12 protein-coding genes and 6 pseudogenes are annotated in these 13789 nt (G+C 56.1%); 13 read left to right on the top strand and 5 right to left on the bottom strand.

Features of this window, described 5'->3' with window-relative positions; translation table 11 throughout:
* The first annotated feature begins 3 nt into the window (after positions 1-3).
* Positions 4-375 carry an adenylate/guanylate cyclase domain-containing protein gene (locus N8E89_RS29190; protein WP_315975754.1) on the top strand — a complete coding sequence of 124 codons (372 nt, stop codon included), beginning with the start codon at positions 4-6 and terminating at the stop codon, positions 373-375.
* A 265-nt stretch (positions 376-640) separates the two neighbouring features.
* Here the strand turns inward: N8E89_RS29190 and N8E89_RS28545 are convergent, their stop codons facing one another.
* Both N8E89_RS28545 and N8E89_RS29675 read right to left on the bottom strand, forming a co-directional pair.
* On the bottom strand, positions 641-1312 hold the full coding sequence (locus tag N8E89_RS28545; RefSeq protein WP_410010491.1) for a substrate binding domain-containing protein: 672 nt from the start codon (positions 1310-1312) through the stop codon (positions 641-643).
* 108 nt (positions 1313-1420) lie between these two features.
* Positions 1421-1576, bottom strand: a pseudogene (locus N8E89_RS29675) (hypothetical protein); the annotation flags it as partial.
* Positions 1577-2143: 567 nt separating this feature from the next.
* Between N8E89_RS29675 and N8E89_RS28540 the strand changes: the two are divergent.
* The 5 genes and pseudogenes from N8E89_RS28540 to N8E89_RS28525 all read left to right on the top strand — a co-directional run bounded on the left by N8E89_RS28540 (position 2144) and on the right by N8E89_RS28525 (position 5796).
* Positions 2144-3040, top strand: coding sequence for an MBL fold metallo-hydrolase (locus N8E89_RS28540; protein WP_262263492.1), 897 nt, complete (start codon positions 2144-2146; stop codon positions 3038-3040).
* Positions 3041-3181: 141 nt separating this feature from the next.
* Entirely contained in the window at positions 3182-3589 is a 408-nt protein-coding gene (locus N8E89_RS28535) for an NAD-dependent epimerase/dehydratase family protein (protein ID WP_262263491.1), read from the top strand.
* A gap of 188 nt (positions 3590-3777) precedes the next feature.
* On the top strand, positions 3778-4209 hold the full coding sequence (locus N8E89_RS28530) for a Rossmann-fold NAD(P)-binding domain-containing protein (protein ID WP_262263490.1): 432 nt from the start codon (positions 3778-3780) through the stop codon (positions 4207-4209).
* Positions 4210-5031: 822 nt separating this feature from the next.
* Positions 5032-5148: pseudogene (locus N8E89_RS29670) on the top strand (sel1 repeat family protein); the annotation flags it as partial.
* Positions 5149-5157: 9 nt separating this feature from the next.
* Positions 5158-5796, top strand: a complete 639-nt coding sequence (locus tag N8E89_RS28525; protein WP_262263489.1) for a tetratricopeptide repeat protein — start codon at positions 5158-5160, stop codon at positions 5794-5796.
* Between the two features lie 287 nt (positions 5797-6083).
* Here N8E89_RS28525 and N8E89_RS29665 read toward each other — a convergent pair.
* Positions 6084-6212: pseudogene (locus N8E89_RS29665) on the bottom strand (cold-shock protein); the annotation flags it as partial.
* Positions 6213-6286: 74 nt separating this feature from the next.
* Positions 6287-6331, bottom strand: a pseudogene (locus N8E89_RS29660) (hypothetical protein); the annotation flags it as partial.
* A gap of 519 nt (positions 6332-6850) precedes the next feature.
* On the opposite strand from N8E89_RS29660, the gene N8E89_RS28510 reads away from it, so the two are divergent.
* From N8E89_RS28510 to N8E89_RS28495, 3 genes are all read left to right on the top strand, one after another.
* Positions 6851-7294 carry a thymidylate synthase family protein gene (locus tag N8E89_RS28510; protein WP_262263487.1) on the top strand — a complete coding sequence of 148 codons (444 nt, stop codon included), beginning with the start codon at positions 6851-6853 and terminating at the stop codon, positions 7292-7294.
* A gap of 542 nt (positions 7295-7836) precedes the next feature.
* The gene (locus N8E89_RS28505) at positions 7837-8271 is read left to right on the top strand and encodes a DoxX family membrane protein (protein WP_410010478.1); all 435 of its coding nucleotides are present in this window, start codon (positions 7837-7839) and stop codon (positions 8269-8271) included.
* Between the two features lie 457 nt (positions 8272-8728).
* Positions 8729-9271, top strand: coding sequence for a dihydrofolate reductase family protein (locus N8E89_RS28495; RefSeq protein WP_262263486.1), 543 nt, complete (start codon positions 8729-8731; stop codon positions 9269-9271).
* Here N8E89_RS28495 and N8E89_RS28490 read toward each other — a convergent pair.
* Positions 9256-9456 (bottom strand): MmyB family transcriptional regulator, encoded by a 201-nt coding sequence (locus tag N8E89_RS28490; RefSeq protein ID WP_262263485.1) that lies wholly within the window; start codon positions 9454-9456, stop codon positions 9256-9258. The genes N8E89_RS28495 and N8E89_RS28490 overlap by 16 nt on opposite strands.
* 290 nt (positions 9457-9746) lie before the next feature.
* Between N8E89_RS28490 and N8E89_RS28485 the strand changes: the two genes are divergently transcribed.
* The 4 genes and pseudogenes from N8E89_RS28485 to N8E89_RS29655 all read left to right on the top strand — a co-directional run bounded on the left by N8E89_RS28485 (position 9747) and on the right by N8E89_RS29655 (position 13786).
* A complete protein-coding gene (locus N8E89_RS28485; RefSeq protein WP_262263484.1) occupies positions 9747-10178 on the top strand; it encodes a hypothetical protein in 432 nt (143 codons plus the stop codon).
* 797 nt (positions 10179-10975) lie between these two features.
* Positions 10976-11912: pseudogene (gene aztC / locus N8E89_RS28480) on the top strand (zinc ABC transporter substrate-binding protein AztC).
* Between the two features lie 68 nt (positions 11913-11980).
* Positions 11981-13234: pseudogene (gene aztD, locus N8E89_RS28475) on the top strand (zinc metallochaperone AztD); the annotation flags it as partial.
* A gap of 69 nt (positions 13235-13303) precedes the next feature.
* Positions 13304-13786, top strand: coding sequence for a ZinT/AdcA family metal-binding protein (locus N8E89_RS29655; RefSeq protein ID WP_410010490.1), 483 nt, complete (start codon positions 13304-13306; stop codon positions 13784-13786).
* Positions 13787-13789 lie beyond the last annotated feature (3 nt).

Below are 13789 nucleotides of genomic sequence, written 5' to 3'. Positions count from 1 at the left end.
ACCGTGGAATGCGCGACGCTGCATGCCTTCGTTGCGTCTTCGACTTCGCTGCCACAATCAAAGCTCAATCTTCCGCGTGGCAGGCTCGATTCTGGTCAGGTGCCACAGTTTCGCGCTGTCCTGCACTGCGGTTGGGTGGTCACAGCTGAAGTTGGCCTTGAGCGGCATAAAATCGCTTACTTTGGCGATGTCGTGAACACCACCGGACGCCTTGAATCACTGTCCAAGACGCTGGGCGAGCCCATTTTGGTCTCTGCTGATTTGCTCGGTAGCATACAAGGCTTGCCACATGATCTCACCGCCGAGAACCTAGGATTCCACGTAATCAGAGGACGGAACGAACCCCTCGAGGTTGCTGCTATCCGGCTGCGATAAGGCTAAAGCCGCCGCCTCGACCATTACGATGCTCGCGGCGGCACTGTCGCCCCGCTGAACTCTGCTTGAGATCGGAACCGACGAAGTCGGCAGTCGTCAGGGAGATGTTCCCGATCTGTGCCCCGAATGTCGCATAATGGCTCAACCGGAACAAGCTTCTGTAGGTGCTCCGGGCCCCAGAAAGAATAGTCCGCTTGTCTCGAATGTTTGACGGTCACGATACATCACGGCTGGCGCTAGATGCACGACTGGCACGTTGAGCGTGTCATAGCGGAAATAATAGCTGTCGTTTAAGGGCGTCTGTCAGCATATCGACAAACGCTGAAACTTTAGGTGGACGAAATCGCGCTGCCGGATAGACCGTGTAGACGCCGCCCGATGGTAGATGCCACTCAGGTAGGATATGAATCAAGCGTCCGTTTGACACGTCGGCGGTCGCGAGGAAATCCGGCAAGACCGACAATCCGCCGCCTTGCTTGACCGCTTCCATAACCGCTGGCGTAGCATTAATCGCGATGTCCGGCTTGAAACGCACGGTCCGTGTCTCTCTATCGCCGCCGCGTGTGAACGTCCATTCCAAAGGCTCTCGCAGCGCGGTGTTGGTGACAAAGCGCAGGGACGGCAAGTCGGCGGGATCGTTTAATTCGGCTATTTTGTCGGCGAGCTGAGGCGGTCCTACCAGGAACTGCCGAAACGAGCCGATCCGCCGTGCCTGCAGGCTTGAGTCGGCCAACCAGCCGCCGCGAATGGCGATGTCCATGTTGTCGGCGATCAGATCAATCATTTTGTCGCTCAGGTTAAGCTCTACCTTACAATCCGAATAACGGGCCGTGAAAGCGGTGACCAAAGGCACGATGACTGAGGTGCCATAGTCATAGGGTGCTGTGATCCTCAGCAGACCTTTAGGTTCGGTCCTGGCTTGAGCCAGCTCTCCCAAGGCATCCTCGGCCTCGCGTAGGATCAATACGCATCGGGCGTGAAACATGCGCCCCGCCTCGGTCGGCTGGAGCCGCCGCGTCGTGCGCATTAGCAATGTTGTACCGACCTCCTGTTCAAGCCTTGCTACCTGCTGGCTGACGACCGCCTGGTGATGCCGAGATACTCGGCCGCCCGGGTGAAGGATCCCGCATCGACGACGGCGACAAAATAGGCGAGTCGATTGAGATTTGTTGCTTCCTGCATGAAGGGCGCTCCCGTGCAATTGTTAGTTTTTAGCATACATTCTGTCATATTTGCCGGTCGTCTTGTTTCAATCTTCTCGTGCGATCTGTTGTTTCACAAGGAGCGACCCATGAGCGACAAGGCCCAGACAACTATCTCTTCGATCCCCTCTGCCGCTGGTGCTTTGGTGCATCCACCGTACTGCGACGGCTCGGGCACTTCCGCACCTGACTGTCGCGCTCGCGCCAACAGGCTTGTTCTCGGGCGCCGGCGCCGGCCGATGTACGTGCAATTTTGCTGCCTTTGCGTTGTCTAATGACTAGCGTATCGCGGGCTTCACTGCGCGTTCTGGTCGATGGTCGTGAACTGCTGATCTCGCAGTTTCTCTTCGATGACGCGCTGAACGATGATCTTTAGTTCTGATGCTAATTATGCCGATGCGGCGAGACACGAGGAACCATTTTCGGAAGCAGAGGTCGATCAGTTCAACTTTCGATGTCGAAAAGCTCGGCATCACGGCACCCTGCAGGCAACCTTCACGATCGGACTGGCAGCCCAATCTTGACGACTTGAATTCCAAATATCGCACGAACACCAGGAGACACCCATGTTTACAAGGAGAGCCATCATAAAAACTACTCTCGCCGCAGGCGCCACCGCCGTCTTTGCTCCCGCTGGCCTTGGCCATGCCGCCGGTGGCCTTATCTGGAAGCACTTTCCCGCTGGGCAGAACGGCTTTTTCCGTGCACCCGTTATGGTCTCCGGCGCGACGGAAGCCGTGCTGATCGATGGCGGCTTCACGCTCCCCGACGGCACGGCCGTCGCCGAAGCGATCAAGGTTGCGGGCAAGAAGCTCACAACGATCTACATCAGCCAGTCCGATCCTGATTACTACTTCAGCCTCGGCCCGATCAAGGCTGCCTTCCCGGATGCCAAGGTGATTGCCGCGCCTGCGACGGTTGCCGCCATCAAGGACAGTGTCGAGAAGAAGCTGGCCGTTTGGGGTCCGCAGCTCAAGGAAAATGGCCCGCAGACACTTGCCGATGTCGTCATTCCCGAAGCCTTCGACGACAAGATACTGACGGTTGACGGCGAAACGATCGAGATCGTCGACGCGGAAGGCATGCCCAATCGGCGCTATCTCTCCGTCCCGTCCGTGAATGCAGTGTTCGGCGGCGTGATGATCTTCAACGGGGTTCATGTCTGGACGGCAGACACCAACAGTGCCGAACTCCGCACTGCGTGGGTCGCCAATCTCGAAAAAATCGCGGCACGTAAGCCAGCGGTCGTCGTGGCGGGACACATGATGCCCGATGCCAAGACCGATCTCTCGGGTGTGGAGCATACTATCAGTTACCTGAAGGCCTTCGAGGAAGAATTGGCCAAGGCAAAGGATTCCGCTGCACTCAAGGCCGCGATGGAAGCACGCTTCCCAGGTCTCGGCATGGCCGTCGCGCTCGACATCGGCTCCAAGGTCGCCACCGGCGAAATGAAGTGGGGCTGATCGTTGACGCGGGATCGATGGCGCTTGTAAGGAATGGAAGGAACATTCGTCCTGGCGATAACATCCCAAATCGATGACGAAACGTTAACCTGACATGGCCGAAACTCATACTAAATTAACGGCGTGCTTGAGCGGTAATCGATGTTGAATGTACTTGTGGTTGGTGGAACGGGATTTTTGGGTGGAGCGGTTACTGACGCCGCGCTGGCGGCGGGCCATGCGGTCACTGTCTTCACCCGGGGTCAGACCGTCAATACGCCGGTTTCTGCTGATATTGAGATGCTGATCGGCGACCGGCACCGCGACCTCTCGGCGCTCCAAAGCCGCACCTTTGATCTTGTGGTCGATACCTGTGCTTTCACGCCCGATGCGGTGGCGGGTTTGCTCGATGCTCTGTCGCCAGCGATCGGCCGTTATGCGCTTGTGTCGAGCGTCTCGGCTTACAGAGATTTCTCAGTGCCAGGCATCATGGAAGGATCGCATTCGAACCGCGCGACCCTTGAGCAGTTGGGATCTCGCTCGATCGATGCCCCTGGAGCAACGCTCTAGCGCCGCATCATACGGCATGGCCTATGGGTCACTGAAACGCGAATGTGAACTTGTCGCTATCGATCGTCTCGGCGACCGCGCAGTAATCCACCGGGCTGGCCTCCTCGTTGGAGCGGGCGATTACACGGATCGCCTGACGTGTGGATCAAGGTGGGCTCACCGCGGCCCCGGGAGATCCTCAACGCCTCGTGCAACTCATCGACGTGAACGATGCCGCGCGCTTTATCGTCGAGGGTGCGGCGCGAGGACTGAGCGGGGTGTTCAATCTCACGGGCCATCCCTTCCCTATGAACGCCCTTTTGGAGTCATGTCGCCGCGTAGCGAAATCGGATGCGCGTTTCATTTGGTGTTCGGACGAAGCGATCCTGGCAGCCGGTCTTGAACCCTGGAGTGAGGTTCCACTCTGGCTGCCGTATTCCAACGAGGCGTTCCGGTATTTTTTGGAGATCAGCGTCGAAAAGGCTTTTGCGAACGGGCTCCACATACGACCGCTGGATGAAACACTTGTGCAGATCCTGACTTGGGACCGTGGGCGCCGCTCGGTGCCACTGAAGGCCGGAATGCCACCGGAGAAGGAGGCTGCTCTCTTGGCAACGGACGTGGAACATCTACCCGTCTGAGCGGTTGTGATGGGGTCGTGGCCGGATATTCTGGGATCTCGATGCGATAACTAGATGATCGCGAGGTAGCCGGTTTGGATCCTTTCAAGCCGCTCATTGGAAAATCACTCATCCCGATATGCTTTAAAAAGTGATTGTAGAATTCCAGGAGCCAATCGGATTCCATGGAAAAATCCGCGATTATCGGCATTTTCAAGCGAACGGTTGTTAACCAGGGTTGAGTTTGAACAGACCAGATACAGCCGGGCCCTGGGTAGGACCTACTCACAATATGCGTTATTCACGCCATAGTAGGGGCGATTGCAACCGCCACTAGGACGCGACCTTCGTCTCAACCGTATGCCTTCCTTATTCCAAGGCCTCGGATGCATTTATCCAGCGGGTTTTGGCAACGGCTCAATGCGAATGTAGGGATTGGCTGGATCATAGGAACCTCTTGGTTCGCCGGTCCCCGGTGAGACGACATCGATCATCAGTACACCGTGTGGACCGAAGAGATAATCAATGCCGGCGCACAAATGAGCGAGCGAACGAAAATCGAGGTATTCGGAATTCGCTTCCGAGGCCCGATAATTGTGTGGAATTGAAACCGAACGCAAAGATTTGATAGGCTCGGGCGGGTCGGCTGTGTGTTGTAGGCTGGGGATCAGCCGGGGGGCAAAATTGAGCGAAGAAGCGACTGCAAACGGAATCATAGATTATAATCCCGATATCCTTCATTGCATCGAAAACCAAAACGGACTCGCTGGATTGTTGCCGGAGTTCTGGCGGCATGTCTGGCCGGGTACTCGCTGTTTTTCAACGCGTTCGTGAGGGGCCGGGATGCCTAAAGATTACCCAGAGGCTCTCAGATTGCTGGAGCCCCTGGCCAAAGGAGGAATGGCTCCCGCTCAGACACTCCTTGGAATAATGTACGACAGAGGCGAGGGCGTTCGGCAGGACAAAACCTTGGCCGCTGATTATTACCGTAAGGCTGCCGACCAGGGCTATGTTGTAGCGCAAGTCAATCTTGGTGTCCTGAGCAATGGCGCCGGCGTACCAAGAGATGACAAATTGGCCGCTGACTTGTATCGCAAGGCTGCGCTCCAAGGTAGCCCTGAGGGGCAAAGGAACCTTGCCTACATGTATGAGGGCGGCTTAGGCGTGGCCCAGTATCAGGACCTCGCGATATACTGGTATCGTAAAGCTGCCGAACAGGGATTTGGCCCAGCTCAGGCGAGTCTCGGCATATTCTACCTGGAAGGTAGAGGCGTTCCCAAAGACGACAAGGCGGCGTTCGAATGGCTTAACAAGGCGGCCGTCCAGGACGTCGCGTTTGCGCAAACATCAGTCGGCTATCTATACCTCATGGGACAGGGCGTGAAGCAGGATGATGCATTGGCGTTGGACTTGTTCAAAAAGGCAGCCGCATTTGGTGATACAGTTGGCCAGCGCAACCTCGGCCTCATGTATTATCATGGGAGGGGTATAGCGCAGAGCAATAGTCTGGCTGCTGAATGGATGAAAAAAGCCGCCGACAATAACGATGATGTAGCCCAAAAAATGTTGGACGAGATGGCTGGCACGGGCATTATTTCGGGCACTTAAACTTCTTGCAGGGCCGCGGCCGGCTTGGGGAATTGTGGCCTGCGACTTACATGTTTAATACCGAGCAAGGTTGCGAAAGTTGAATTTGAACGTGACCCAAGAAAACAGAACAGCTCTCAGTGGCCTGATCAGGGTGATCAAGGTTGTTTGGACAATTTCCATTATTACAATCGTGACCTGCGTGGGGGCCACGTTTAGCTGGGAGAGCCACGGACTCGTTGGGGCTCTAGCCCTTGGGTTCGTTGGGTTCGTAGCTGGTATCCGATCTAACAACGGAACGATCACAATCAAAAAACGCGAACGTTTTCAGCTTTCGATTTCCCGGTCTTGCGATCCTGACCGATGTCGTAGCTCACTTTCTGTCCTTCACTCAGCGAGCTGCCGCCCTCCAAAGCAGCCACGTGTACAAACACATGGGGTAATCGCGGCGCAATCGCCCCAGGCCAAACTATAGAATGATGGCTGGTAAGGGTGGTTACCCCCGATAACGTCAGGCGATGCCATTGTGGGGCGTGATGAAGCCAAAACCTTTGTCTCCATTGAAAAACTTAACCGTTCCTCGACACTTTCACGGCTGATCGCCGCTTCCAAAACCTTTAAGGCGGCGAAGTGTCATTCGCAATCTATTTACGGTGGCCAAAACGCGCGCGGCGGAAGCTCAGGCCGAGAAGCTGGAAACAGCGAACGCCGTATCACGCCGTGACAGGTCGAGCGAGAATGGTCCGCCGTCCTAAGGGATGTCCCCGAAGCTTCACACCGAGCTGTTACCGGCTGCGCATGTCCGGGTAGGCTGATGGAACAGCCGGTTTCTTCAGGCTATATCTCCTCCTGTGAAACAGAATTCACGCGACTTGCAGGTCGCACGAAAACATTCTTTGCCAGATCCACTCCGATCATCGTATCCTTCATCCGCCGTCCTCTCTGTTCTGTGGCCTACACCACGTAACCTTGGCACATTGCGATGCCGTTAGGGGAGGCGGCAACCACCCCATCTGCCAAGGACAGGGCCGATGACAGGCGCGAACAGAGCGGGCCAGCTATGGATGGAGTTCTCATGAAGAAGACTGTCGTTAGAGTTGTCTGTGCCATCGGCCAAGCGGGGCAGCTCGGCCTCAAAGGCGGTCTTCCATGGGAAGGCGACCGGTCGCCTGAGTTCGTCGCTGACGTTGCGCGGTTTTTCGACGTCACGAGAGGACACGTCTTGCTCGCCGGCCCCAAGACGATCGCGAGCGTTCCGGATTTTGCTCGCGCGGATCGGGAACTTGTCGTCGTTCGCTCCAGCATGGATCCCGAGGACACACTCAGGCGCTTTGCTGGCCGTATCGTCTTCATCGGCGGCGGCCCACCGGTCTGGGACGCCTACGCACGCTTCGTCAGCCACTGGGATGTCACGCGGCTGCCCTATGACGGGCCGGCGGACCGATGGTTCGATGCAAGATGGCTTACGGGGGGTGGCGAAGTTGGGGTCAGAACAAGAGTTGCTCGAAATCGTACCTAAGGTCGAACGGACCATGACCAGTTGTCTCAGTTGCGCATGATAGTCAGTCGGCTACCTTGATTTCCGTAGTCTGACCAGTCGGAGACTGGGGAGGCGCTAGCCGCAAGTCCGCACGATCGATCGGACGAATTGGGCATCACCACTAGTCGGGTTGGATAGAACCGCTTTCGTAACGGTGCGTTTCTGGAAAGCACTACACTCCCGAACCGGAAAGAAAATCATGAGAACGATGCTAATCGCAATCCATGCTGTTCCGAAACGGCGAATGTGATGCAGGGCTTTCGCGCCGAGCAGCCCGCAGCTGTTCGTTTGATCTGCCGTCCGCAACCTCTTCAAATTCCCTTGCATAATGCTCGTGTGAAACGCAGGTGACCCGCCGCGCGTTGCTGCCACGCAGCGAAAAATCGCCTCCAGTCCCACGTGGTTCGACCTTTATAGGCACTATAATAAGTACGCGTGTCGGGAAAGGGCCCCATTGTTCGTCCTTGCAGCGAGCCAACTAGTTTCGGCTCGGACTTAGATCAAGTGATATGGAGGACGTTATGGTGATGGTGACAGGATCAAATAAGGCGGGATGGACAACGGCTGCGGTTCTGACAGGGCGACTAATTTTCGCGCTCGTTTTCATAATGGCTGCAAGTTTCAAGTTCATAGATATTGCGGCAACGGGAGATTATATCGCTGCGGCGGGTTTCCCTCTGCCCAAGCTTCTGGCATGGCTTGCCGCATTGCTTGAGCTAGGACTTGTTGCATGTTTCTTGACCGGCGCCTACTTTTCTGAAGCTGCCCTTGTGGCTGCCGCTTATGTTTTGTTCCTCGCATTTGCGTTCCACGGTCCTTCGCACTGGACAGGGAACCAGTCTGAATTTGGTTTCTTTGTCGACCATTTTACCTTCACCGCTGGCCTTCTCTTTGCAGCAGTACACGGACCCGGACGGGTGTTGGCGATCAATAGCAAGAGGTTTCTTCCGCGATAGTGCCGAATTGCCTGCAGAGGCGCGCAGGGCAATTGATGCCATGCAGGGCAGTGATCAAAGAATCGAAGATGGCACGGGGATCCGAGAGTCCTTGACGGTCACAAGTGCAATCTGCGGTGAGGAACCAAAAGCCGACAACACGCTGATATTGCTCGGGCTCTCCAACGATGGACCGACTACAAGCAGCGCAAGAAAACAAAGGAGTGAAGGCGATGGCACTGTCTCGCAGTTTCAAGGATACAGTGAAGGCACGGGCTGAGCGCGATCCAGAGTTTCGAGCGACGCTTCTCGGCGAGGCCGTTGAGGCATTCGCGGCGGGTGATGCGGATTCCTCCTCGCTGTTGGTAAAGCAGGGCACGCGCTTTCCTTCGAAGTGCGGACGGCCATCGGGGTCCCGCCGAACCCATCTACTTGTGGCTAGCCGGATTACGGCGGAGGTAATCGAACTGAGACTATTATGCGAAAAGTTGTCTTGATCATGACCATGTCGATCGATGGATATGTGGTGGCGCCGGAAGGAATGTCGACAGGCGGTTTTCCTGAACCGGCAGAGCTCAAGCGCTGGAAACTCGATCGCATTCGTCGCGCTGGCACACACATCATGGGCCGCGTGAGCTACGAGGAAATGGGGCCGTACTGGCAAAAATCCGAGGATGCCTATGCCGCGCCGATGAACGACATCCCTAAGGTCGTGTTTTCGAAAACGTTGAAGGAGGCGACCTGGCCAGATTCCTCTATTGCGAAAGGCGATCTACACGAGGAAATCTCCAAGTTGAAAAAGCAACCCGGCGGCGAAATCATTGCATGGGGCGGCGCAGGCTTCGCTCAGGCGTTGTCGAAGGCCGGGCTGATTGATGAGTACGTCATCCTGACTCGGCCGATCGCCTATGGCGGTGGCAAACCCCTATTCAGCGGTTTGGCGGACGCGCTCAAGCTAAACGTTCTCGTGACAGCCGCTTACGACGATGGCACCATGCTTCGCATCTACGCTCCCCGCTGAACCATCGCGAATTCTGGCAGTGACATAGCGACATGGTCGCCGGTTTTCAGATGGCGGTGCACCGCGATCGCCGCGTGTACCGGCATGAGGACATTGCGGCGCTCCCGAGGCATCAGTGCGTAGTCGCCAAACAGATCGGCAGCGGCCTCGTTCCAGGCCACGATGTCTTGACATAGACTCTCCACGTCAGGTCCCGCCTCCATCTGAGAAGTCGCGTGCTGCGGCTCCACGGAAGACACTCAATCTTGGCAAGACTTCTCTAACTTTGCGATTTTAACGAAGCGCCACGGACATTGAACATTCGTCGTGTTGCATCTCTGCATACCGTCTTGCCAGAAAAGCGTGAAGAAACCACCGATGGTGGGTCGTCGGTCTCACACTGGTTTGTCCCTCGAATTATTTCATCGTCACCGCTCGAAACCGGAACATTTTTCATCCCAGTCGGTTGCTGTCGCATCCTCGACAGGAGGCTAAAATGAAACACCATGCACTCGAACAATTGCAGGTCATCGCCGAGGTTGGTCAGGACTACCCGGAACACGCCATGTCGCGCAACAAACGGCTTGAACGTTGGGCGGAACTCCTTGAACAGAACCCAACCCGGCGTCTTGCGACGCTGCATCAGACCGAGTATCAGCCGATAAGAGAGCGCGCGGCCATGCGGGCCGACAGCTCACCGATCTCGGTTGCTTTCGAAGATACCCTCCTTCGGGCAGCCGGTCTGAAAAATGACAGTTACGGCGAAGCAAGGCGGTTCTTCGAACTGACCGACAATCAGCTCCACAAAGTTATCTGCTATTGCCATTTCGGCGCGACTGTGAGCGCCGCGACAGCCGCCCACTATCTCCGCAAACTTATCGCGAGACAGAACATGTTCGCTCGCTTGCGCAGTATGTTGGTTGGATAAAGGCAACCACGGTCGCAGCACAATTGGGCAATATCGCCTAAGGCAGTGCAGGCGGGATAGCCACGGGCGAGCCGGACTAAAAAGCCCGGCCTAATTGTGAAGGTTAAAAACCTCCAGAGGGGAACAGCCAACGCGGATAAATGGGAGGAGAACCGCGTCGACTACATCCGATGTAGAAAGAGCCTGTGTGCATTGCAATACCCTCATTGACGCGGGGCTGCTGAAACGGGCCACCACTATAAGTTCAATTTTGGACTGATCTATTGAAGCTATCCACCGCGTCGCTGTATTCGCTGTTTGCTGCTGTTACTTTTCTTTGTGCGTCGCGCTGAGCATCATCGATCTTTGTCTGCATCTCACTTTTGTATCATCGACTTTGGTATTAAATTCACATTGCGCACTCACCGGCGGTCGACGAGAGCTCGCGCTTCTCGTACGTCACAAATGTTTCGAGTTCACCCCGGTAGCCAATGGCCGAGGAACCTCTCTTGTTATGAGTGAAGCCGACCGCCTTAAGAGCAAAGTTGTTACTCCTATGACGGTGGCGCTTCGGCGTGAGTGGGATCTCTCCCTAGAGCGAGTTCATATCTCAGAGGCAATCTCACGACGTAAGAACCAATACATATGCCTCCATTGCGGGAACTACGTCGTGCCTACGATACATAGCCTCCGCAGTTCAAACACAATGTCTCAAAACCGGAATGCATTGAAGCGAGGCGCATTCGTCGCCCCCATCGCCAGCGAAGCCTGTCGACGCTCCGTCGCCAGTACGCCCGAATAAATAAGGAATTGATTGAATGATCAGAAAACTACAGCTCGCAATTGCATGGTCCGTAATAACATTTCTTCCCGGGTCTCCTTCCATGGCAGAAGGCGAAAAGCTCAATGTCATTGCGAGTTTTTCCATTCTTGGAGATTTTGCTCAAAAGATCGGTGGTGATCGCATTGAACTGCGTACGCTCGTCGGCCCCGATAGCGACGCCCATGTCTATGAACCCAGGCCGTCGGACGCCATTTGCCATGGCGAGTGCTGATGTGATCCTCGTCAACGGGCTGCAGCTTGAAGGGTTTTTATCGCGCCTGGTAGAAGCGAGCGGAACATCGGCGATGGTCGTCGAAGTAACCAAGGATGCCGAAATCCTGCGTGACCCGCACGGCGGGCACTACCATTATTACGGTGACAAGGCCGTCTTTCATGAAGCACCATTTGATCCGCACGCATGGCAATCCGTCCGCAACGCAAAGATCTATGTCCAGAATATTGTCGGTGCGTTCTGCAAGGCAGACGCCGAAGCGTGCGACACGTACAAGGCGAATGCTCCCGCCTATCAGGCTGAATTGACCAAGCTCGATGATGAAATCCGCCAGACGGTTGCCGATATCCCGCAAGACCGGCGCGTAGTGGTCGTTGGCCACAGCGCATTTCGGTACTTTGAGAGTGCCTACGGAATAACGTTCCTTTCGCCGCAAGGCGTGTCCACCGATTCCGAAGCCTCCGCGGCGGATGTCGCCGGCGTCGTTCGGGAGATCAAGGAGAAACGGGCAGCCGCGGTATTTGCGGAGAACATCTCCGACACACGCCTCGTCGAGCAGATTGCATCCGAGGCCGGACTCACGGTGGGCGGCACACTCTATTCGGATGCTTTATCGACTGCAGATGGGCCAGCGACCTCCTATGTGGAGATGATGCGCCACAACGTCAATACGATCCGGGCGGCCACAAAGGCTGACTGACCAAATGATAACGACAGGGCAAACGCTCTCGATCGTGGTAATGTTATACCTTAACAAAGGAGAGACCTATGAACCGACTAATTTTAAGCACGTCAGCCCTTGCCCTGGCCGTCTTTATGGGCGGCGGTGTTGCGCTGGCCGATGACGACAAGGTGACCGCATGGAGACTGTTTGTTTCCGATCACGCCGAACCCATTGTCAACGTCATCGATGCGCTCGACGGCGATAAACTCGGCACCTTCAAGATCAAGGGTCCGGCCTCTCTATATCGCACCGGCAGTGGTGAAACAGTCTTCGCAATTCAGGGCGACGCTGATGTCGTGTCGGCAATCTCCACCGGGATTGCCTTCCATGATCACGGCGATCATGGAGACATCGATGTTGACGATCCGATGCTTTTGGACGTTGAGATTTCGGGCAAGAAACCCGGACACTTCGTCGAACAGCAGGGGAACGTCGCCCAGTGGTTCGACGGGGAGGGCACGGCAAGCATCTTCACCGAGAAGGCTGTTCTGGGCGGCAAGTTGGAGGTGCGAAGTGCAAACATCGTCGCGCCTCATCACGGCGTCGCCGTTCCTTACGACAAACATGCGGTCGTATCGATCCCGAACGCCGACGACGCTTCCAAGCGGCCTATCGGCGCGCGGGTGGTTGATTTCGATGGCAACACGGTCGGTGAAGACGTGGCATGCCCCGGTCTGCACGGTTCTGCTGGTTCCGGCAGTATTTATGCACTTGCCTGCGATACCGGGCTGCTTCTGATTACCCAAAATGGCGATACGCCATCCATCAAGCATCTGCCCTACGCATCTTCCCTTCCGGCAGGCAGCGCCTCCACACTCATCGGCGGCAAGGGACTGCAGTACTTCGTCGGGAATTATGGCCCGGACCGCATTGTGCTGGTTGATCCATCCGAAGCCGATGGTGGTTTCCGGCTGGTGCAGCTTCCGACACGCCGTGTCCATTTCGCTGGTGATCCTATCCGGGCGAAGTTTGCCTACGTCTTCACGGAAGACGGCCAGCTCCACCAGGTTGACATCCTGAAAGGCGAAATCGTTCATTCGCTCAAGCTGACCGAGCCTTACTCCATGGATGGTCACTGGAGCGACCCACGTCCCCGTATTGCTGTCGCAGGCGATAACGTTGTCGTCACGGATCCTCTGAACAGCAAACTCCACCTGGTCAAAGCTGTGTCCTTCGAGAAGGCCGGCGAGATCGCGGTCGAAGGCAAGCCCTTCAACATCGTCGCAGTTGGCGGAAGCGGCATGGTCCACGACCACGATAGTGAGGAGGCCAACGCCCACGAGCACAGCCACGCTCATGCTCACGATCACGGCGATGACCAGGTTTACAAAGGCTACTTTGAGGACGCACAGGTCAAGGAACGCGCGTTGACGGACTGGGTGGGGGACTGGCAGTCGGTTTATCCCTATCTGCAGGATGGCACGCTCGACCCGGTCATGGCCCATAAGGCAGAGCACGGCGACAAGAAGGCCGACGAATACAAGGCTTATTATGAAATCGGCTATCGGACCGATGTCGAGCGGATTGAGATCGGTGGCGACACCGTGACCTTCTTCACGGATGGGAAGCCGCTCAAGGCCCGCTATGCGAGTGACGGCTACGAAATCCTGAAATACGAGGCGGGTAACCGCGGGGTACGCTTCATCTTCAAAAAGGCCGAAGGTGACGCGGAGGCTCCGCAATACATCCAGTTCAGCGACCACAAGATCGCCCCGGATGCCGCCGACCACTATCACCTCTACTGGGGCAATGATCGCGCTGCCTTGCTGGAAGAGGGGACGAACTGGCCGACTTACTATCCGTCCTCCCTGGATGCGAAAGAGATCGTGCACGAGATGATCGCGCACTAATCG

The organism is Phyllobacterium sp. A18/5-2 (assembly GCF_025452215.1).
GTDB classification, from domain to species: Bacteria; Pseudomonadota; Alphaproteobacteria; order Rhizobiales; family Rhizobiaceae; genus Phyllobacterium; species Phyllobacterium sophorae.
This window is presented reverse-complemented; position numbering and strand designations above follow the sequence as displayed.

Bases quoted from the DNA above. Each gene is read 5' to 3' on its own strand.
- N8E89_RS28540 (WP_262263492.1), top strand. From the start codon at position 2,144: ATGTTTACAAGGAGAGCCATCATAAAAACTACTCTCGCCGCAGGCGCC.
- N8E89_RS28535 (WP_262263491.1), top strand. From the start codon at position 3,182: ATGTTGAATGTACTTGTGGTTGGTGGAACGGGATTTTTGGGTGGAGCG.
- N8E89_RS28510 (WP_262263487.1), top strand. From the start codon at position 6,851: ATGAAGAAGACTGTCGTTAGAGTTGTCTGTGCCATCGGCCAAGCGGGG.
- N8E89_RS28505 (WP_410010478.1), top strand. From the start codon at position 7,837: ATGGTGATGGTGACAGGATCAAATAAGGCGGGATGGACAACGGCTGCG.
- N8E89_RS28495 (WP_262263486.1), top strand. From the start codon at position 8,729: ATGCGAAAAGTTGTCTTGATCATGACCATGTCGATCGATGGATATGTG.
- N8E89_RS28485 (WP_262263484.1), top strand. From the start codon at position 9,747: ATGAAACACCATGCACTCGAACAATTGCAGGTCATCGCCGAGGTTGGT.